Here is a 21,301-nt window from a genome sequence, read left to right as displayed (position 1 = left end):
GGATTGATTATGCTAATTTTATTATCTCCAGCTAAAAAATTATTAACGAGTTACGCCCCATATTCGGGTATAACATCGAATCCTATGTTTGTTGATAAAACCAATACTCTAGTCGGATTGATGAAATCTAAATCGATTGCGGAGATCGCTTCTTTGATGGATTTGTCCAAGGATTTGGCCGAATTAAATTATAAACGTTACCACGATTATTCTGTAAATAAGGTCTCCCCATATGCATATCCTGCATTATTTTTATTTCAAGGGGATGTGTACCAAGGATTAAAAGCAGAAAGCTGGGATCAATCAACGATTGACTATTCACAAAATCATTTACGAATCTTGTCTGGACTTTATGGAATGTTAAGACCATTGGATAATATCCAACCATACCGGCTTGAAATGGGAGTTCATTTGCAGAATCCTGCAGGAAAAAATTTATATGAATTTTGGCAAAAAACTGTTACCCAAGCCTTAAATCAAGAATTAGCAGCTCAGAAAAATCCAGTATTAATAAATTTAGCTTCAAATGAATATGTAAAAGCCGTCGATTCAAAAGAATTAAATTATCCACTGATAACTATCAATTTTTATGAAAAAAAGAATGATCAGCTGAAAATGATTGGTATTCACGCAAAAAAAGCACGCGGAACAATAGCTAGGTTTCTCATGCAAAATCAATTAGATGATCTAGAGCAGCTTAAACAATTTAATGAGTTGGGTTATAAGTTTCATGAATCAACCTCAGCAGCTAATCATTTAGATTTTGTAAGAGAAGCTCATTAATATAACATCTGTGGCCTGGGTGGGACGAAGTGGAGCCTGGGTTTATATATGAAACTTATCTTCCCGGGCTCTACTGCGTCCACCCAGGCTACAAATTTAATTTAATTATGTGGAATTTATCCAGCCGAGCACATCGTTTAAATCAATTTCCTGATGAAAAGGTGCGGTGCTATGTTAAAAGAGATGATGAATTAGGCTGTGGAATTAGTGGATCAAAGTTACGCAAATATGCCAGCCTTTTCCCTTTTTTAGTAGAGCAAGGTATTCAACACCTGATTATTATCGCCGGAGCTCAATCCAATAATTTACTTGCTGCTCTGCAATTAGCCCGAGAATTCAGGTTGAAAGTCACTGCTTTTTTGATTCAACCTTGGAAATTGGAGCTTCGAGGAAATTATAAATTAAGTCGATTATTTCTTGAGGAACAGGAAATTGTCTGGATTTCTCGGGATGAGTGGCCAAAAGTTAATGAACTGGCCACTGGTTATTTACAGGACTTAAATGAGCCAGGATTTGTCGTGCAAGAAGGAGCGAGTGTTCCACAAGCTATGCGCGGTGCGTTAACTCTTGCTGATGATATTTTTATAAATGAGCACACTTTGGGTGTTAGATTTCAGCATATTTTTATTGACGCAGGAACAGGTTTTTCTGCTGCAGCACTCATTTACGGACTGGATCAATTAAATCATCCGGCAATGATTCATGTATTGCTTCTAGCCGATGATGAGGAAACATTTCGATGTAAATTACAACAATGGCTTGGAGTAATTCCCTCAAATTTTCGTTGCTTTTATCCAACTACGGCTAAAGCCTTTGGTTCGGTGAATCAAACAATTAAGAAGGAAGTAAAGCGTTTGGCACGAGAAGAAGGGATCTTGGCCGATCCTATTTATTCTGCCAAACTATTTTTTGAGGCTAGGAACTATATTAAAACCGAAGATTTGGAAGGAGATGTATTAATTATTCATTCTGGCGGTACTTTAACAATGCCTGGTTTTGATTATAAATAAATCGTAACATTTAATTTCTTTTTCCCCTTGAAATTAACGACTGAAACCCAATATGACAATAATCATTAGAAAATGTATCTGTCATAGGAGTGTAGGTAAATGTCGAGTAAGCAACAAACCATGGGCTTTCAAACAGAAGTAAAGCAAATGTTGCATTTGGTAGTGCATTCGCTTTATAGCAACAAGGAAATATTTTTACGCGAGTTAATTTCTAATGCTTCAGATGCATTAGATAAATTAAGATTTTTGGCTTTATCAAACGGTTCGCTTTATGAAAGCGATTCTGATTTAAAAATTACTATCGATGTTAATGAAAAACTAAAAACTATAACAATTAAAGATAATGGTATTGGTTTGAGTTGGGATGAGGCGGTAGAAAATTTAGGTACAATCGCGAAATCGGGTACTAAAGAATTCATGAGCCATTTAACTGGAGAAAGTGCGAAAGACTCTCAGTTAATCGGACAATTTGGTGTGGGTTTTTATTCAGCATTTATTGTTGCTGATAAAGTAACTGTTAAAAGTCGACGTGCAGGTTTGAAACCTGAAGAGGGGATTGTTTGGGAATCTAAGGGAGAAGGAGAGTTTACCATTGATTCTGAAAAGAAAGTAACTCGCGGTACAGAAATTACGTTACATATTAAAGAGGATAATGACGAGTTCCTGAGCAATTGGCGTTTACGCAGCATTATTAGCAAATACTCAGATCATATTTGCTGGCCCATCGTTATGAAAAAAATATCTGAAGAGGATAAAGAGTCCACCGAATACGAAACGGTTAATAAAGCAACTGCTTTATGGACAATGCAAAAGTCAGATATTACTGATGAAGAGTACAAATTACTCTATAAACATATTTCTCACGATTACCAAGATCCATTGACTTGGTCACATAACCATGTTGAAGGAAAGAATGATTATATTTCCTTGCTTTATATCCCAGCACATGCACCGTTTGATTTATGGCAGCAAGAAACGAAGCATGGTTTAAAACTTTATGTGAAACGCGTTTTCATTATGGATGATGCTACTCAATTTTTACCTCGTTACTTACGCTTTGTAAAAGGTATTGTTGATGCAAGTGACTTACCGCTTAACGTTTCACGAGAAATTTTACAGGACAACAAGCAAGTAGAGAGCATCCGTTCTGCATGTACAAAGCGTGTCTTATCCATGCTTGAAAAAATGAGCACTCAAGATAAAGAAACCTATCAAAAATTTTGGAATGAATTTGGGTTGGTGTTAAAAGAAGGTCCAATTGAAGACTTTACCAATAAAGAAAACATTGCTAAATTGCTGCGCTTTGCAACCACTGCAACTCCCTCTGAAAAGCAAGAAGCAACCTTGGATGAGTACATTAGTCGCATGAAAGAAGGACAGGATAAGATTTATTATATCACTGCATCTAGTTACAATGCGGCCAAAAATAGTCCTCATTTAGAAATTTTTAAGAAGAAAGGAATTGAAGTACTACTTCTTAGCGACAAAGTCGATGAATGGTTAGTTGGTTATCTGAGTGAGTATGCGGGGAAGAAACTCCAATCTATTTCCAAGGGTAAAGTGGAGTTAGGTGATGAGTCTCCTGAACAAATTAAAGAACAGGAAAAAACACTGGAACCGCTGTTAAACCATATTAAGAAAGTTCTGGATTCACGAGTTAAGGATGTTCTCATAACCAATAGACTTACCGATTCTCCTGCCTGTGTTGTTGCCGATGAACAAGATATGGGATTAGAGATGCAACGTATTTTGCAAGCTGCTGGTCAACAGGTTCCAATGAGCAAACCCGTATTTGAAATCAACCCTGAGCATCAAATTATTAAGCGCTTACATGATGTCCAAGACGATGATTTATTTGAATTATGGGTGACCATGTTGTTTGAACAGGCTGTTTTAGCTGAAGGTGGTCAGTTAGATAATCCTGCAGATTTTGTAAATCGAGTGAACAAATTATTAGTTTCCTCTGCAGTTTAATAGGATTTTAATTTTTTGTAGTGTTATAACCTCTATCCACAGTTTTAGGGTGATAGAGGTTATACAAGTAACGGAACAGGACACTTAATAATAGAAATTATTTATGAGTAGAAGTGTATCCCGTAAAATCATCTATTTCTGGTGCTGTTGGTTTGTAGTTATCATGATTTATAGCGGAAAGAGATGGTTCGCTAAGGAATATTTGGCGGCTTGGGTAGATGACTTCTACTTTTCTTGCGCGTTCTAATTTTAATTCAGCTTTTCCATAAATATCTACGTACTCAGCAGTTGCCTTAAGAATCTCTTTGTCAGCTTTACTGATTTTAGTTTTAAGCTCCGGAATTTTCTTTTCTTCTAAATCATGTATCTCACTATTTTGCATTATAATTTTTGTGCAATTAAGTTCAATTGTACTTTTATTGTTATCTAATTTATTTTGATCAATACTTGCATTGATTGCATAGACTAAGGCTGCAATGAAGATACTCAGTGTAATAACAGCAAGTAATGCAGCAGGAGCAAAAACTAAAGAGGTAAGTGCGATTAATCCTCCCTCAATAGCTAATCCAGTTCCGGTTGCTCCACATGTAAAAAGAAGAGAAAAAAGTCCTGCTTTTGCAAGGGTATTTCTAGTGTTACGTGAGTTTTCAATCGAAATTTCTAGTCGTTTATTCTCTTCCACTAAAGCTGAATTTGCGGATGCCAACTCTGGATTTGATTTTTTAAATTGTTCGATCTTTTTTTCATGTTCGTCCAATTTTTTTACTAGTTGACTCTTAGAGCGCTGAGCTTCATCCATGATGCCTTTTTTAACGTACTCTATTTCTTTAGTTTCAAGATAGTCTTTCATGAATTGAATTATCTGTTTTAGCGCTTGATTTTCTGGATAATTTAGTTTGATTACGCGGTCTATTAGGTTTTCAAGCATGTTTAGATAAATTTGATAACTGATCTGCTTGGCGTTTTGCAGTAATTGTTCGTTTAGTTGGATTAATTTTTTATGTTCCAACTTAATTGCTGCATTCACTGCACTACGGTTTTCTTGTGAAAGTTGTAATAAATTGGGATCGTTATATAAACGAGCCTGATTTCTATAATCGCGTCCAAGAGCACGTTCCTTTCTTTGATTCTCTTTTAAGGGAAATTTTAATAGTTTTTCCTCTATTAATTTTTGGTGTCGTATCTGTCCCTCACAAGCTAATTTTTTGTTTCTCAGATCAATTTCATGGGAATTGAGAGTTTGAAGCAGTTCTTTTTTTTGGAGTTCAAGTTGAGATGTTGGATGTCCATGTTGTGTTGCATTTAAATGACTAGGAGATGTATGAATTTCTGGACTTATGGGAGTATGGGTAGTTACGGCGTGTTGTTTTGTTGAAGGATGTGTATGCTCCGTTGAATCATGCTGTACAGTTGTTTTAGGATGGGTATGATTATGTGGGGATGTTTCCGTTTCTGAATGGGAGTGATGATGTGTTATATCCTCTGAGTGCGGGAGGGGTATAGTAATTTGTTCATCAACCCGTTGTAAAAGAACCTGGATATGCTTAATTTGTTCTTGGTGGTGTTCTATCTCTTGCTTATTTTTTCTTATTTGTTCATTAACTTCTTGTAATTGACTTTTTAAATGTTTTTCTTCGCGCCAATCCTCCATTTCTTCTTGATGGTCAGCTTCGTTCTCCTTAAAATCCTGTTCTTGCTGCTTCATACATGCTTTCAAAATTATTTTAGAAGAGGATGTCTGTTTATCCTGAGAAAGCATTTCAACGAGTTGTATAGCAACCGCATCAGTTACAGCTGTAACTGGCAATGGGAGAATACAAGGATTGCGCAGTGCAGAATAGTCTGAAATATGAGCGTAAATGTAGTCAGACGTGCATCGTTCAACCAAGTCTTGGATATTTAATTTTGCTAGAGACATCCTATTTATTCCTTAATCAAAGATTTGCCCCATTCTATACGAGTTCATTAAATAGTCAACACGTGTTAATTTTAATTAGTCAATCCTGGAAATGTGTTTATATCTCCAGGATTAATGAGTATTTAGATAGGGGGTTAAGCATATGGAAGCACCAGTACAGTGGTTCCTACATCAATAAAATTCTCGTTAAGCCATTTGGCCGCCCCAGGTAGGACACGAATACAGCCATGACTGCTATTATACTTAGGAACTTCATAAGCGGCGTGAATCGCATAGCCATCATGGAAATGCATACAATACGGCATTTTAGCACCACCAACTACATGACCATCACGGGCAATAGGATATTCATTGGATTTGCAGTCAGCCCCTTTTTTATTGAACACATGATAGATACCAGTAACAGTGCGACATGTTTCATGAATATCGTCACAATAGTCCATTCCACCCGAAGCACTACCTGTCATGACCCTGTTCCCCTGGGCATCATAAGCAGCCCATGCATAGGCCTTAGGATCAAAAATAAAGAGTTTCTTGCCATGGACATCTTGTTTCATGGGAAAAACATTACGGCCTCTTGTATCATCTTGATAAGGAGTTGTGTAGTGTAATTGACCTGCATCATCTGCAATCACATCAGGTTTGTCAGTCACGCACGAGGTAAGAAAAAGGCCTAGTAAGGGCGTGAGATACATTATTTTTTTCATCAGGTAATAATCCTTAAAAACAATGAAACGTTTACTGTAAAAAAAGGGCTCGAATATCGAGCCCTTTTGAGAGACATAAGTAAATTGTGATTTAAATAGATTATTCGTCAGTTAAACGAAAATATTTAGTTCCAAAATATCTTTGAAGTTTCTTTCTGATTGTGCCGCGGCTAATGCCTAGCATCTTAGCAGCTTGCAGTTGATTGCCACGACGTTTTTCCATTACTGCTTGCAGTAGCGGAGGCTCAACTTCAGATAATATCATATCGTAAAGATCGTCAATGTTTTTGCTTTTGTTTTCAGCGAGAAAACGAGAGACTAGATTGTAGACTAAATCTTGGAGACCTTGGTCTTGTTTAGTTATGCTTGAAGTAGCTTCAGGTGTTTCAATGACAGTCATCTTAACTTCCTTATTATTAATTAAATCACACATTCCAATTGCTAACATTTAAAATGAAAGCAAAATTAATTGTACATGAAGCATAATTGATATTCTATATTTTTAAGAGAAAACTATGCATTTTTTTCGAGCAATTCATTCACCACAAGATCAAATAATGTGCGATCGGATTTTTCTGAAGACAATGAATTTTTTACTTTATTTAAATTGGAAATCATTTTCGTCGGTTGGCTTGGGTCCTTATAAAAATCATCTACATAACGGCTTAATTCATGAGCGTTACAATCATATTGCAAAAACTCAGGAACGATCATTCTGTTTGCTAAAAGATTACACAAGCCAAAAAATTTAACTTTAATAAATCTCATCGCTAACACATAGGAAAGAAAGGAAGACTTATAAATAATACACATGGGTTTTTCTAATAAAGCACATTCAAGAGAGGCAGTCCCTGAGGCAACAATAATAAAATTTGCAGCAGCCATGCAGTTTAGCGCTCGGCCTTGTACAAAGCTAACAGGTATATTCACATTTGAAAAATAGTGTTTAATTTTCTCTGGGTTAATGGTATCTGCAATAGGAATTACAAAATGCAAATTGGGGTAACGCTGATGCAAAAGGAGTGCAGTATCACGTAGGACAGGCATATGATATTTAATTTCATTTGCTCGACTACCTGGTAGAAGGGCGAAAATGTTTGCTTCTTGGGGAAGTCCTAATGCGGTACGCTGTAATTGGCATTCGTCCACAGAGGCTATTTTCTCCACTAGCGGATGACCAACAAAGTTTACTGGAACTTGAGCCTTTTCATATAAAATTTTTTCAAAAGGCAAAATAACTGCCATTCGATCCACACATTTCTTTATAAGGTGAATGCGATTGGCTTTCCATGCCCAAATTTGAGGGCTGATATAATACAGAATTTTAATACCTAATTTTAGCTTGGCGTATTTTGCTAGTCTCAGGTTAAAACCTGGATAATCTACGAGAATCAGTAGATCGGGTTTTTGCTGATTCAAATGTTGTTTGATTGCCAGAAATGCCTTGCGAATCACATGTAGATTACGGATAACTGCCGTAAGCCCGGTCACACCAAGATGCGCTAAATCTGAAATAACTTCTGCTCCAGCTTCTTGCATGTGTCGCCCCCCAATTCCACTAATTTCAAGATTGGGGTAGGTGGATTTTAATTGGCGAATTAAGACAGATGCGTGAACATCTCCCGATTCTTCGCCAGCAATAATAACAACGCGTTTAAATTCCTGCATGACGTTCAATTAAGTTATTGTGTATCAAAGAAGTAATTGTTTCTGCAACTTTCAGTGCTTGTAGACCATCTTCACCCGTCACCAGTGGTGTATTATCTTCTTGGACGCATCGGAGGAATGATTTTATTTCTTCCAATAATGCATCTCCTTGTTCGTATGCTGTTTCTTCACGCACTATATCAGGAATTCCGGGGAACATTTCACCGGTTCCTTTTTTGAATACAGCTACTTTTTTGCTTTGATAATCAATTGAAAGATACGAGTTTTTTTGGAAGATTCTGGTTTTGCGTTCTGTTTTAAAACTTACTCGACTGGCTGTAAGATTAGCTACACACTGGTTGGCAAAAGCAATGCGAGCATTAGCTATATCAATTGCCTTAGTCAGTATAGGCGTACCCTGTGCTAGAATGGACACTATAGGGCTCTTAACAATATTTTGAATTAAATCTATATCATGGATCATCAGGTCAAGAATGACATTGACATCTGCTCCCCGTGGTTTAAACGGAGCTAATCGCTCTGATTCAATAAATAAAGGAGTTTCTAAATAATCATCTAAAGCCAATCGCGCGGAATTAAAACGCTCAAGATGCCCAACTTGTAACTTTACTCGATTTTTTTTGGCAAGTTGAATTAACTCATCTGCCTGAGATACAGTTTCAGTAATTGGTTTTTCAATTAATACATGAATGCCGTGCTCCAAGAAAGCTTTGGCGATTTCAAAATGTTTGTTCGTTGTCGCGGCAATACTAACTGCATCAACTTTGCCAAATAGCTCGTGATAATCGTGATAACCAGCAACATTCAGTTCTTGAGATACAGTTTCTAATGCATTGGAATTCAGATCGCAAACTCCAACTAGTTCTGCATTTGGAAGAAGTTGATATTTTTGTGCATGAAATCTTCCTAGATAACCTACACCAACCACAGCACAACGAGTTTTATTCATTTATAATTCATATATATGTTAATTATTTGCGCGAATGATCGCATTTCCTGGATGATAAATCAATTTTAAAAGAGTATTATTGGCCAACATTATGTCTATCCATACACTGATTTTAGATACAGGGAATAATAATATTATGCTTATAGCTGGAGTTGATGAAGTAGGACGTGGTCCTTTAGCGGGTGCTGTTGTCACCGCAGCAGTAATTTTAAGAGCACCCATAGAGGGACTGGCAGACTCAAAAAAATTAAGTCCCAAAAAACGTGAATTGTTATCTATACAAATAAAGGAAGAGGCTATTGCATATGCTTATGGCAGGGCAGAAGTAGATGAAATCGATAGCCTAAACATTCATCATGCTACTCTGCTGGCTATGCAAAGAGCAGTTGAGGCCTTACCAATCAAACCCGATCAAGTATTGGTTGATGGCATACATCTCCCTAAGTTGAGTATCCCTTGTAAAGCGATTGTGCAAGGGGACAATTTGATTCCCGAAATTAGTGCCGCATCAATTCTTGCAAAGGTGTTGCGAGATGCAGAAATGGTTGCCTTTGATGCTATCTATCCGGGGTATGGGTTTGCGGAACATAAGGGATATGCTACGGTTGCTCATCGAGAAGCCTTAAATCGTCTCGGTCCTTGTATGATTCACCGTCGAAGCTACGAGCATGTAGCCGCTTTGCTATAATTTATACCGTTTGAGTGCACTGCAGCTTAAAGAAGTTAGAGCATTTTGAGTCACTTCGTGCTGCAGTCATAAAACATTCTAAGGGTTTCCTAAGTTAATGGGATCAATATGATGCAGAAAGGCCTCTACTAGTGGAAACACTTACTTATGATTTCTCGATAAACCATACCCATCTACTTCAACGTAAACTATTAAATAGAATTTTATGTGAGCTGATAGACATCAATATTCCAAAGCTTGCTAAAAAGGTAACCATTGCCGTTCCTCCGTAACTAACTAAAGGCAAGGGGATGCCTACAACAGGAATAATTCCCATAACCATTCCAATATTAACAAAACCAGATAAAAAGAAAGACATTGCAAGACTTGCGGCTAAAAGACGAGTATATGTTGTTTGAGCATTCGATGCGATATTCAAGCTTCTTAGTGAAACCAAAACAATCAGTGCGATGATGGCAAATCCCCCTGCAAAGCCGAATTCTTCACTGGTCACAGCAAAGATAAAATCTGTCGCATGTTCAGGCAAGAAGTTAAGATGGGATTGGCTTCCTTGTAACCAACCTTTACCAGCTAATCCACCTGAACCAATAGCAATTTTGGACTGAATAATGTGATAGCCAGCTCCAAGTGGATCTTGTTCCGGGTCAAGAAGCGTATATACTCGTTGCTTTTGATAGTCATGCATTACATGCCAAATTACTGGAATAGCTGAACTGACTAAAAGGATCAGCAACAAAATAACTTTAAATCGAATTCCAGCTAAAAATACTACACAAAGACCCGCCGCAGCAACCATGATCGCCGTACCTAAATCGGGTTGTTTGGCAATAAGTAGGGCTGGAACACAGATGATTAGTCCGGCTATGGCCAGAGATTTAAAACTACTCGGACGCGTCTGTCGATCAAAGTACCATGCAGCCATCATAGGAACAGCTAACTTCATGATTTCAGAAGGTTGGAAACGAAATAACCCTAATTCAAGCCAACGCTGGGCACCTTTGCCAATTTTCCCCATAAGCATTACAGCGATTAATAAAGTTAATCCAATGCTATATATCCATGGGGTCCATATCTTATATTTATGAGGGGGGATAAAACCGAGCACAACCATAATGAGGGATGCGAAAATAAGTCTCATTGATTGTCGTAAAATCATCCCCGAGTTAGCATTCGATGCACTATATAAAATTAAAAGACCAAAGCAGATTAATAAAAGCAATAATCCTAATAAGGGAAAATCCAAATGGAGTGATTTTGCGGTGAAGCGATAAACGGGTTTACTGTGTCGTCTGTTCATTTGTTTTCATCGGATAAAGTTGGTAGTAAGTATCAAGGACTTTGCGTGCAACTATTGAAGCAGCAACATCATTTTCTACAACAACTGCTAGGGCAATTTCAGGTTTTTCAACCGGAGTAAATGCAATGAACAAGGAGTTGTCGCGTAATGCTTCTGGAATATCCTCATATTTTGTTTTTTCATATTGTCTGCCGCTAAATACTTGTGCTGTCCCGGTTTTACCAGCAACAGGATAAGGTGGGTTGCGTCCAAATCGATACCCTGTACCTTCATTGCTGGTTAAAACGTTGTGCATTGCATCTGCAACGACTTCCCAATTAGCTTCATCCTTAAGATAAATTGGATATTCTTCGACCGGCTTATATTGCTCCGTCTCTCCACTGTCACTGTTAACCGTTTTAGTTAACAAATGAGGTCTAAATCGTTGTCCATGTTGACTCAACGAAGCGGTTGCATTTGCCATTTGCAATGGTGTAGCGAGCATAAAACCCTGACCTATTGAAGTAATTAAGGTATCTCCGGGATACCAGGGTACTCCTTTAGTTTGTTTTTTCCAACGTAGGCTTGGAACGATCCCCGAGGCTTCTTCATAAAGATCAATATGACTTAAATGGCCCAGACCAAATTTTACGAGCATATCCTCAATATTAGAGATACCCATTTTATTACCTAATTGATAAAAATAAGTATCGCACGAAACCGTGATCGCTCTTTTAAAATTGATCATTCCATGGCCCGTTTTTTTCCAGTCTCTATAAATATGACTAGCAGTAGGGAGCTTATACTTACCCGGATCATAAATCGTTGTCGCCGTAGTAATAAACCCTTTATCTAGGCCTGCCAAACCAACAAATGGTTTGATTGTAGATGCGGGGGGGTATACTCCCCGTACAGCTCTATTAAATAAAGGTCTTTGTAAGGTATTTGACAGTTTTTTGTACTCTTTAGAACTTACGCCACTAACAAATATATTAGGGTCAAAGCTTGGTGAACTTGCCATGGCAAGAACTTCACCATTTTTAGAGTTGATCATGACCACAGCACCTCTTTTATCTTTGAGTGCCTCGTAAGCCGCTTGTTGAAGTCTGACATCAATACTTAAGTAGAGTTTTGCTCCTGAGTGAGGATTTATCTTATTAACAACTCTTAATGTACGCCCGCTTACGTCAGTTTCAACCATTTGGTATCCAACTTTTCCATGGAGTACATCTTCGTAATATTTTTCGACCCCTGCTTTACCGATAAAGTTTGTAGCCCGATAATTCGTTGGATCCACCGATCTTAATTCTTCCACATTGATTCGACCTACATAACCTAAAACATGGGCCGTAATTTCACCTAAGGGGTAGTGGCGCATCAGCCGCGCTTTGATGCTAACACCTGGAAAATGATATTGATTAATGGCAAAAATCGCGACTTCCTCTTGCGATAATTTCAATTTAACAGGTATCGGCACAAAGGAACGGTTTTGCTTTCGTATTTTTTTGAAATTTTGTATGTCGTCTTCAGAGATTGAAGGAATTAATTTTTGTAATTCAATTAAGGTTTGATCTATGTTTTTTACATGTTCGGGGATTATCTCCAGAACGTAAACGGGAATGTTTTCTGCAAGCAAGACCCCATTTCTATCAAGGATTACTCCTCTTGGTGGAGCAATTGGGATAATACTCATTTGATTTTTTAAGGATAAGGTCTGATATTTTTTGAACTCTGAAATTTGTAAAAACGCTAGTCTTAGGACAAGAATTAAAGATAAAATAATAAGAAAAGTAACCAGCAAATTAATTCTAAAAAGTTGATGCTGGGATTCCATCCTATAATTTTTAAAAGATTGATTTCGACTCATTGACGCACAGTCAGTAGCTGGACTTAAAGACCTGCATAGTAACTTAAAATTGAATGCTTTACTATAGCTTTCTGCCCCTTGAAGTCTGGATGGAATCTAGTAATGTTTGGGTTTCTATCCCGTGTGGTCCCACTTTGTTTGCTGTGACTACAACTTGAAAAAACACTACTTATGATAAGGATGGTTATTAATAATAGACCACGCTCTATATAGAGTTTCTAGTAAAATAATACGGACTAAGGTATGGGGAAGGGTGAGTTTTGATAAAGACCAACGCTCATCACTTAATTTGAGTATTTCTTGTGAGAGGCCTTCAGGACCCCCAATAATAAAACAAAAATGACTATTTGTTTGTTGCAATTGAGAAATCTTAAATGCTAACTCTTCACTGCTAAATGTTTTACCTTCAATTTCTAAAGCAATAATTCGTGCATTGCTGGGTAACATATCTTTGATAAGCGCAGATTCTTTTTCTAATATCCGTGATAGGTCTGATGATTTACTGCGACGAATTAAAGGGATTTCAACTATTTTGAGTTGAACACCATCATTTAATCGTTTGGCATACTCATTTGTGCCTTGAGTAACCCAGTCCGGCATTTTATTGCCTAAAGTAATGATGGTGATTTTTAACATAACGTTTAAAATATTTAGTTCCCGGGGAGATCTTCCCAAAGACCTTCAAGATTATAGTATTGTCTGTATTCAGGTTGCATGACATGAATAATAAAGTCACCAAAGTCAATAAGAACCCAATCACCTGTTTCTAAACCAGTACAATTCCTTGCTGGAGCCCCTGCATTTTTCATATCTTCCATAACTTTTTGTGCAATTGCTTTAACATGTCTAGAGGAGCGTCCTGAAGCAATAATCATATAGTCTGTAATTGTAGTTTGTTTTTTTACATCAATTACTTTTACGTCGATGGCCTGATTATCATCAAGCAGCTGCAACAGTTTAGTTAATATTGGGTTTTTATCTAACATATATAAGCTAATAATTATAAAAGGCGCTGAATCATAACAGTATTTTGCTTATATAAAAAGAGTTATAGTCAATACACTCGATTCATTTAAGACAAAATACCAGTTTAAAGAAAAAATAGATTAAAAATGACCCCAATTACTTCTCATTCACTTGCATGCGCAGCATTGGCTGTACCATTGAATCTGAAGAATCATTTACATGAACATGAGTTAATAAAAATTTAATCACTGCAAATAAAACCAGACAGCATAAAGCTGCAATAAATAGTATTCCTAATTGTTGAGTAAAGGCCGCAGCATATAGAGTTTTTAACACGGCAATATTCGTTTCACCGGAGGGAATCGCTGTTAATGAAGCCAGTTTGCCTGATAAGAATCCGCCAATTCCAAGAGAGACAAAAAAGATACCCATTAAGGTACTTACCTTGTTTTTATCTGCAAGAAGTGTAATTGCAGATAATCCAACTGGAGATAAAAGGAGTTCCGCTAATGAAAACATTAAATATGCTGGAATGATTAAAAGTGGTGTTAGCAAAGCATTTTTGTCAGTGAAATTACTGACGAAAGCAATCACGGCATAAGCAGCGGTGATAATAAAGATTGCAAGTAGAAATTTCTTTCCAATACTTAATCCGCGTTCTACTAGGTTAAGTTTTGGATTTTTCTTAGCTAAAAAGTATCCAATAATTAACATGCCCACGCTTTGAATAGTCACATAATAAGGTGCTGGAAATTGAATGCCACAAAATGTGGGTTCAACAACTCGTGATATAAATAAGGTAAGTGACATAAACATTTGGAAGTAAAAAGACCAAAACACTACTGAAATAATACACAACAAACCAATTACTAAAGTTTGTCGCGACTGATTGGCATTTTCTCCACTGACAGAGTACAAAATGTATCCGGCTGAAAATAATACAACAAGTCCAAAAATTATATTAGCCAACTGAGGAGAATTTAAAATATAGAACGATAAAGACCATAAAAATATCATTAAGAAAATCGCTGCAACAATCTTTTTATATTGAAAGACAAATGGATTATAGTCTTGAATATTGTATTTTTTGATGCCATATAAAAAGACGCCAAAGGCGACGATCATACCAATTGCAGCGCTTGTGAATGAGGCAACCCAACCAAAATGATCATTCAAAATACTTGGTAGTGTGGTGCCTAAAATAATACCCGTTGTAATTCCCATATAAAAAATGGTAAATCCACTCTCACGACGTGCGGAACCCGTAAGATATTCATTTCCTAAAAGAGATGAAATATTTGGCTTTAACAATCCAGTTCCTACAGCAATCGCTGCAAGAGCTGCGGTCAGAACAGTAGTGTTATCTACTAATGATAAAACCCAGTAGCTTGCAAAGAGCACAATTGCACCAAGTAAAACCGCTCGTTTTTGGCCTATTAATTTATCTGCAATCCATCCACCTACTACAGGGGAAAGATAGGTCAGTGCAGTAAATGATCCAACTAAAGCATAAACTTGTTTGTCTGGCCATTTGAAATGTAAGGCTAAATAGAGTGCTAAAAGTGATTGGACTACGTAAAAACCATACCGTTCCCACATCTCAGTGGCGAAAAAAATACGAAGTGACTTTGGGTGTTTTTCAGAGTTGGTGTGCACTTTATTTAGATCGATAAGTTAACATGGGCCAATTATACCATAGTAATGTAATCTAGCATAGACAAGGTGTTTCTCTCGCGGGCATATTGATTTAAATTTGTATTAAACGAGCCGTGAACTGCGCGAATTGTAACTATCAGGAGCTGAAGAGTTGGGCTCATTTAGGAATTAAAATTGAATATCTATGCTCTGATATAGCTCTGGTGTATTATGCTTCTTTTTTTATTCGCTATGGAGCAGTGTTAATGGAAGAGTTTAAAACAAACCCTGTAATTAGAGCAAATCAAGGCAGCGAGAAACAAGCTAAAAGTTGGCTTACAGAAGCTGCACTCCGTATGTTGTGTAATAATCTTGATCCAAATGTAGCAGAAGATCCGAATTCTCTTATTGTTTATGGGGGCTTAGGTAAAGCAGCTCGTAATTGGGAATGTTTTAATAAAATTGTAGAAGTACTTAAGACATTAACCGATCAGCAAACACTCTTAATTCAATCAGGAAAACCTGTAGGTGTTTTTACCACTCATGAGGATGCTCCTCGTGTGCTTATTGCCAATTCCAATCTAGTTCCACGCTGGGCCACTTGGGAACATTTTAATGAATTAGATAAAAAAGGTTTGATGATGTATGGGCAGATGACTGCCGGAAGCTGGATTTATATTGGCTCGCAAGGTATCGTGCAAGGGACTTATGAAACATTTGTTGCTGCAGCTCAGAAACACTACGATGGAAGTTTGGAAGGCCGTTGGATATTAACTGGTGGTTTAGGTGGAATGGGAGGAGCCCAAACTTTAGCGGGTACAATGGCAGGGGCAAGTGTTTTGGCAGTTGAATGCGACATGTCCCGAATAGAAAAACGCCTTAAAACCAGATACTTGGATCGTTATACGACGGATTTAGATGAAGCTTTAGCCTGGATAAACGAATCCTGTCAAAAGAAAAGCCCTCTATCTGTGGCCGTTTTAGGAAATGCCGCTGAAATTTTTCCACAATTAATTCAACGAGGAGCCTCTCCTGCGTTAGTCACCGATCAAACCAGCGCTCATGATCCCTTAAACGGTTATCTTCCTGCTGGATGGACATTAGAACAAGCGGCAAAAATGCGCAAAACTGCCCCTGACGAGGTAGTTGCTGAAGCAAAAAAATCCATGGCTCTACAAGTTCATGCCATGCTTGAATTTCAAAAAAGAGGAATCCCTGTTTTTGATTATGGCAATAATATAAGGCAAATGGCTTTTGAAGCGGGAGAAAAGGACGCTTTCAAATTTGAAGGTTTTGTTCCTGCGTACATTAGGCCTTTATTTTGTGAAGGAATTGGGCCATTCCGATGGGTTGCTTTATCAGGAGATCCTGAAGATATTTATGCAACGGATGAAATGGTTAAAAAACTAATTCCGGATAATAAGCATTTGCATAATTGGCTGGATATGGCGAAGAAGAAAATATCATTCCAAGGTTTACCTGCACGGATATGTTGGGTTGGATTAAAAGATCGCGCACGTTTAGCATTGGCCTTTAATGAAATGGTTCGTAAGGGTGAAGTTAAAGCTCCTATTGTAATAGGACGTGATCATTTAGACTCTGGCTCAGTAGCAAGTCCAAATCGTGAAACAGAAGGGATGATGGATGGTAGTGACGCAGTATCGGACTGGCCCTTACTTAATGCATTATTAAATTGTGCTAGCGGGGCCACTTGGGTTAGCATCCACCATGGTGGTGGAGTAGGAATGGGATTTTCACAACATGCTGGTGTGGTGATTGTCGCTGATGGCACAGAGAAAGCGGCACAACGTCTGGCAAGAGTGCTTCATAATGATCCCGCAACCGGAGTTATGCGCCACGCTGATGCGGGGTATAAGCTTGCAAAAAAATGTGCTAAGGAAAACTCGCTTTGGTTGCCTATGGAATCCTAAAATAGATTTTGTAGTTTGGGTTTATACCAATAAGGATCTTAATCGAATTGTGATCTCAGGTGGGCCATAGAACCCAACCTATTTTTTAAGGAGGTAGTTAATGCAAGAGTCTTTTATTCTTCAACCAGGTGAGTTGAACTTGCATTCAATCAAAGAGATTTTAGCAAAACAATTGACTTGCGTTCTTGCTAAAGAGTCATTTGAGCGGATTCATGCATCACATCAAACAGTAAAGAAAGTAATTCTAAACAAAAAAACGGTATATGGGATCAATACTGGTTTTGGGTCTTTGGCAAATCAGACCATTTCAGAGGAAAATCTCAAACAATTACAACGAAATATCGTACTATCTCATGCTTGTGGTACGGGTGAATTATTAGCAGATGACATTGTTGCTCTAATTTTATTGCTTAAAATAAATAATCTCGCTCAAGGATATTCCGGAGTTCGTTTAGAACTAATTGAAGCATTAATCTCTTTATTTAATCATAAAGTATATCCTTGCATTCCAGAGAAAGGGTCAGTAGGTGCTTCTGGAGATTTGGCTCCTTTAGCCCATTTGTCTTTACCTTTACTGGGTGTTGGGGATGTTCGACATGAAGGAAAAGTTATCAGTGCGCTGGAAGGATTGAGGATTGCAGGTTTAAAACCAATAGAATTAGAGGCGAAAGAGGGTCTTGCTTTACTTAACGGACTGCAAGCTTCTACTGGAATTGCTTTAAATGCTTTATTTACTACAGAAAAGTTATTTGAAACAGCCCTTATTGCTGGAGCATTATCTGTTGATGCAGCGAATGGAAGTGATGTGCCATTTGATGATCGAATTCAAAAAGTACGAGGCCATCAGGCGCAGAGAAATGTAGCTGCATATTATAGGGAGCTATTAGCTGGAAGTGAGATTCGTGAGGCTCATCGCCATTGCTCTCGTGTTCAAGATCCTTACTCGTTAAGATGCCAACCTCAAATTATGGGAGCCATCTTGCATCAAATAGGCTTTGTAAGGGAAACGTTACAGGTTGAAGTAAATGCGATTTCTGATAATCCGCTTGTTTTCAGTGAGCAAGAGCAAATAATTTCAGGAGGTAATTTCCATGGTGAAATAGTTGCCATGGCTGCGGATAATCTTGCTTTGGCTATATCCGAAATAGGAGCGAGCGCTGAACGGCGCATTGCCTTGCTAATTGATAAAAATTTTAGTGGCTTACCAGCTTTTTTAATTAAAGAAAGTGGTTTAAATTCCGGTTTTATGATTGCTCATGTTACAGCAGCTGCTTGTGCAAGTGAGAATAAGGCTCTAGCTCATCCGCACTCGGTAGATAGTCTTCCAACTTCAGCGAATCAAGAAGATCACGTATCTATGGCAACCAGTGCCGCACGACGTTTACATGATATGAATGATAACACCGCAACGATTTTAGCTATTGAATTATTAGCCGCGGGGCAGGGGCTTGAATTTCATAAACCATTAAAGTCATCTGTATTATTAGATAAAATTTATCAGCAAATTCGTTCTCATGTGGCGCCATATAATACTGATCGGTATTTTGCGCCTGACATTGCCCTAATTAAGCAAAAGATTTTAAATAAGGAATTTGTTACTCCATTTTTCCGTTTATGGGATAAAGATTAGGAATTAAAGTGACTATTGAAATTTATACCGACGGCGCATGTAAAGGAAACCCAGGTCCCGGTGGTTGGGGGGTTTTGCTTCGTTATAAAGGACAAGAAAAGACCTTATATGGCGGAGAAGCACATACCACGAATAATCGCATGGAGCTTATGGCCGCAATTAAAGGCTTAGAAGCCTTAAAGCGTCCTTGTTCTGTTGATTTGTATACTGATTCGCAATATCTAAGGCAAGGAATGACCGATTGGTTGCCCACGTGGAAAATAAAAGGTTGGCGTAACTCCAAAAAGGAGCCAGTCAAAAACGCAGATCTTTGGCAAATATTAGATGTATTAGCTTCTCGTCATCAAATTAACTGGCATTGGGTAAAAGGGCATTCGGGTCATGTAGAAAATGATTTAGTAGATGCTTTGGCAAATCAGGCGATTGAAGAATTAAGTGAGTAAACGATGCGTCAAATTATTTTAGATACAGAAACTACAGGTATAGGACCTGAACAAGGACATCGGGTTATTGAAATTGGCTGTGTGGAGCTAGTAGAGAGAAAATTAACAGGAAAACATTTCCATGTTTATCTCAACCCCCAGCGCCAGGTTGATGAGGGCGCTTTTCGTGTTCATGGTATAAGTGATGAGTTTTTACAAGACAAACCCCTCTTTGAGGAAAAGGCTGATGAATTTTGGCAGTTTATTGTTGGGGCAGAATTAATAATCCATAACGCTCCTTTCGATGTTGGATTTTTAAATTCAGAGCTCAAGCTGATTAAATGGAGCAAAAAGCTTGAAGAGTATTGCAATATTGTTGATACCTTAGCGTTGGCACGTGAAAAATATCCTGGACAACGAAATAGTTTAGATGCTCTATGCAAACGCTTTGGCATCGATCACTTCAACCGTGAACTTCATGGCGCTTTGCTGGATGCTGAAATCCTAGCATATGTATATCTGGCAATGACCGGGGGTCAAACCAGCTTGTTTGCAGAAGTTGAAGAAACGTCCATTCAAACTAAAGTCAAAACGCAAGAAATTGCTGCACTTCAATTAGCAAATCCTATTGTGTTAAGTGCGGCGCGGGAAGAGCTTGATTCACATCAAGCTTTTGTGGAGTTTTTGAGTAAGAAATCAGGTGTCAATCATTGGGAAGAGGCTTGATATTCTGGAGCTTTTTCTTCTAATCTCTATCATATAAACTAATGGATACAAGGTCCAAAGGACCTAGTATCCATAGTTATCAATAATTTCAACTCTATTGGCTTTTGGGAATGAGGAATTTTATCGCAAAATCCTTACCAATACATTCTCCAAGCGCTTTACCCCAAATACCTGCATTATCACTGTTGATTTTCTCAGGAATATTACCATAAAGTTCTTGCTGACATTTACTAACGCTATCAGGAATCTTAGCAGCGCACTGGTCGTAAGTCATTTTAATTTCATCAAGTCTTTTTTTCAGCTGAGGATCGTTTTCAAATCCTTTGCATATGAGATCAGGTAATAAAGGGGTTACTGATTTAAGCCAACTGTCTTTAGTTATATCCACTTGGTTATTAGAACTAGCACTAGAAGAGTCATTACTACTAGAAGAAGCACCAGCAGCATTACTGGATGTGTCTTCAGCATTTATTGAGAAAGAAATAAATGTACAACCTAACAAAATGTACAACCCTGTAAGTAAATGTTTAGTCATGATTGGTTACCCTTTTAATATCCTTCCATTAAATAGTAGGACAAATATTTCTACTTTGCTTAAAAACAATTTGTGTTGGTCAAAAAATAAACTAAAATTAAGATGAAGATGGATAAATCATTTAGGAATTACTATGGAAAAACAAAGTTCTATTTTATTTTCATTAGTTTATTTTTTAATAATTCCTCTACTCCTATTACTTTTCTGTTCTCCCGCAGCTTTAGCAAACACCTTTGTTTTCAACCCTAATACCTTGACATGGAAGGCTATTGATTCAAATGGTAAAGTTGTGCGAGTAGGAAAAGGATCTGGTGGTAAAAAATATTGCCCCGATATTCACAGAGGATGTAAAACACCAAGTGGTGTTTTTACTATTTGGAGCAAGGGTGGGCCAGGATGTGTATCGAGTCGTTATCCTGTAGGACGCGGTGGTTCACCAATGCCATACTGCATGTTCTTTTCTAAATATTATGCAATTCATGGTTCGTATGAAGTCCCAAACTATAATGCGAGCCATGGGTGTATTAGAGTACATCCAGGCGATGCTAAATGGCTTAGTAAAAATTTTATTAAAATAGGAACTAAAGTTATTGTTAAATCTTATTGATTTGGAATT

General features: G+C 37.7%; 20 protein-coding genes. 9 read left to right on the top strand and 11 right to left on the bottom strand.

All coding sequences use genetic code 11. The features are described from left to right. Positions 1–9: 9 nt before the first annotated feature. The 3 genes from yaaA to htpG all read left to right on the top strand — a co-directional run bounded on the left by yaaA (position 10) and on the right by htpG (position 3,767). Complete coding sequence (gene yaaA, locus ACWTE2_RS01605; RefSeq protein ID WP_454783870.1) at positions 10–783, top strand: peroxide stress protein YaaA; 774 nt, start codon at positions 10–12, stop codon at positions 781–783. A gap of 107 nt (positions 784–890) precedes the next feature. Beyond that, a complete protein-coding gene (locus ACWTE2_RS01600) occupies positions 891–1,793 on the top strand; it encodes a pyridoxal-phosphate dependent enzyme (RefSeq protein WP_454783869.1) in 903 nt (300 codons plus the stop codon). 99 nt (positions 1,794–1,892) lie between these two features. Next, a complete protein-coding gene (gene htpG, locus ACWTE2_RS01595) occupies positions 1,893–3,767 on the top strand; it encodes a molecular chaperone HtpG (RefSeq protein WP_454783868.1) in 1,875 nt (624 codons plus the stop codon). A gap of 97 nt (positions 3,768–3,864) precedes the next feature. Here htpG and ACWTE2_RS01590 read toward each other — a convergent pair whose 3' ends face one another. From ACWTE2_RS01590 to ACWTE2_RS01570, 5 genes are all read right to left on the bottom strand, one after another. Then, a complete protein-coding gene (locus ACWTE2_RS01590; RefSeq protein WP_454783867.1) occupies positions 3,865–5,685 on the bottom strand; it encodes a hypothetical protein in 1,821 nt (606 codons plus the stop codon). A 134-nt stretch (positions 5,686–5,819) separates the two neighbouring features. After that, on the bottom strand, positions 5,820–6,392 hold the full coding sequence (locus ACWTE2_RS01585) for a L,D-transpeptidase (RefSeq protein WP_454783866.1): 573 nt from the start codon (positions 6,390–6,392) through the stop codon (positions 5,820–5,822). A gap of 100 nt (positions 6,393–6,492) precedes the next feature. Next, positions 6,493–6,792: a helix-turn-helix domain-containing protein gene (locus tag ACWTE2_RS01580; protein WP_182390823.1), complete on the bottom strand. Its 300-nt coding sequence runs from the start codon at positions 6,790–6,792 to the stop codon at positions 6,493–6,495. Between the two features lie 113 nt (positions 6,793–6,905). Continuing rightward, positions 6,906–8,060, bottom strand: coding sequence for a lipid-A-disaccharide synthase (gene lpxB, locus ACWTE2_RS01575; RefSeq protein WP_454783865.1), 1,155 nt, complete (start codon positions 8,058–8,060; stop codon positions 6,906–6,908). Next, a complete protein-coding gene (locus ACWTE2_RS01570) occupies positions 8,047–9,009 on the bottom strand; it encodes a Gfo/Idh/MocA family oxidoreductase (RefSeq protein ID WP_454783864.1) in 963 nt (320 codons plus the stop codon). The genes lpxB and ACWTE2_RS01570 overlap by 14 nt, the downstream gene beginning before the upstream one ends. A gap of 136 nt (positions 9,010–9,145) precedes the next feature. Here ACWTE2_RS01570 and rnhB point away from each other — a divergent pair, with 136 nt between their 5' ends. Continuing rightward, the gene (rnhB, locus tag ACWTE2_RS01565; RefSeq protein WP_182393667.1) at positions 9,146–9,697 is read left to right on the top strand and encodes a ribonuclease HII; all 552 of its coding nucleotides are present in this window, start codon (positions 9,146–9,148) and stop codon (positions 9,695–9,697) included. Between the two features lie 178 nt (positions 9,698–9,875). Here the strand turns inward: rnhB and rodA are convergent, their stop codons facing one another. From rodA to ACWTE2_RS01540, 5 genes are all read right to left on the bottom strand, one after another. After that, entirely contained in the window at positions 9,876–10,994 is a 1,119-nt protein-coding gene (gene rodA, locus ACWTE2_RS01560; protein ID WP_454783863.1) for a rod shape-determining protein RodA, read from the bottom strand. Continuing rightward, a complete protein-coding gene (mrdA, locus tag ACWTE2_RS01555) occupies positions 10,975–12,840 on the bottom strand; it encodes a penicillin-binding protein 2 (RefSeq protein ID WP_454783862.1) in 1,866 nt (621 codons plus the stop codon). Before mrdA ends, rodA begins: the two co-directional genes overlap by 20 nt. 165 nt (positions 12,841–13,005) lie before the next feature. Further along, positions 13,006–13,476, bottom strand: coding sequence for a 23S rRNA (pseudouridine(1915)-N(3))-methyltransferase RlmH (rlmH, locus tag ACWTE2_RS01550; protein WP_454783861.1), 471 nt, complete (start codon positions 13,474–13,476; stop codon positions 13,006–13,008). Between the two features lie 14 nt (positions 13,477–13,490). Beyond that, positions 13,491–13,826, bottom strand: coding sequence for a ribosome silencing factor (rsfS, locus tag ACWTE2_RS01545; protein ID WP_454783860.1), 336 nt, complete (start codon positions 13,824–13,826; stop codon positions 13,491–13,493). 136 nt (positions 13,827–13,962) lie between these two features. Further along, positions 13,963–15,462, bottom strand: a complete 1,500-nt coding sequence (locus ACWTE2_RS01540; RefSeq protein ID WP_454783859.1) for a peptide MFS transporter — start codon at positions 15,460–15,462, stop codon at positions 13,963–13,965. A 245-nt stretch (positions 15,463–15,707) separates the two neighbouring features. On the opposite strand from ACWTE2_RS01540, the gene hutU reads away from it, so the two are divergent. The 4 genes from hutU (at position 15,708) to dnaQ (ending at position 20,150) form a co-directional block, all read left to right on the top strand. Further along, positions 15,708–17,372, top strand: coding sequence for a urocanate hydratase (hutU, locus tag ACWTE2_RS01535; RefSeq protein WP_454783858.1), 1,665 nt, complete (start codon positions 15,708–15,710; stop codon positions 17,370–17,372). 100 nt (positions 17,373–17,472) lie between these two features. Beyond that, entirely contained in the window at positions 17,473–19,002 is a 1,530-nt protein-coding gene (gene hutH / locus ACWTE2_RS01530) for a histidine ammonia-lyase (protein ID WP_454783857.1), read from the top strand. Positions 19,003–19,010: 8 nt separating this feature from the next. Further along, complete coding sequence (rnhA, locus tag ACWTE2_RS01525; protein ID WP_182390813.1) at positions 19,011–19,445, top strand: ribonuclease HI; 435 nt, start codon at positions 19,011–19,013, stop codon at positions 19,443–19,445. Positions 19,446–19,448: 3 nt separating this feature from the next. Next, a complete protein-coding gene (gene dnaQ / locus ACWTE2_RS01520; protein WP_182390812.1) occupies positions 19,449–20,150 on the top strand; it encodes a DNA polymerase III subunit epsilon in 702 nt (233 codons plus the stop codon). Between the two features lie 94 nt (positions 20,151–20,244). Here dnaQ and ACWTE2_RS01515 read toward each other — a convergent pair whose 3' ends face one another. Further along, positions 20,245–20,685, bottom strand: coding sequence for a hypothetical protein (locus ACWTE2_RS01515; RefSeq protein WP_454783856.1), 441 nt, complete (start codon positions 20,683–20,685; stop codon positions 20,245–20,247). Positions 20,686–20,818: 133 nt separating this feature from the next. Here ACWTE2_RS01515 and ACWTE2_RS01510 point away from each other — a divergent pair, with 133 nt between their 5' ends. After that, positions 20,819–21,292, top strand: coding sequence for a L,D-transpeptidase (locus tag ACWTE2_RS01510; protein WP_454783855.1), 474 nt, complete (start codon positions 20,819–20,821; stop codon positions 21,290–21,292). Positions 21,293–21,301 lie beyond the last annotated feature (9 nt).

This window comes from Legionella nigrisilvae, assembly GCF_977063395.2.
This window is presented reverse-complemented; position numbering and strand designations above follow the sequence as displayed.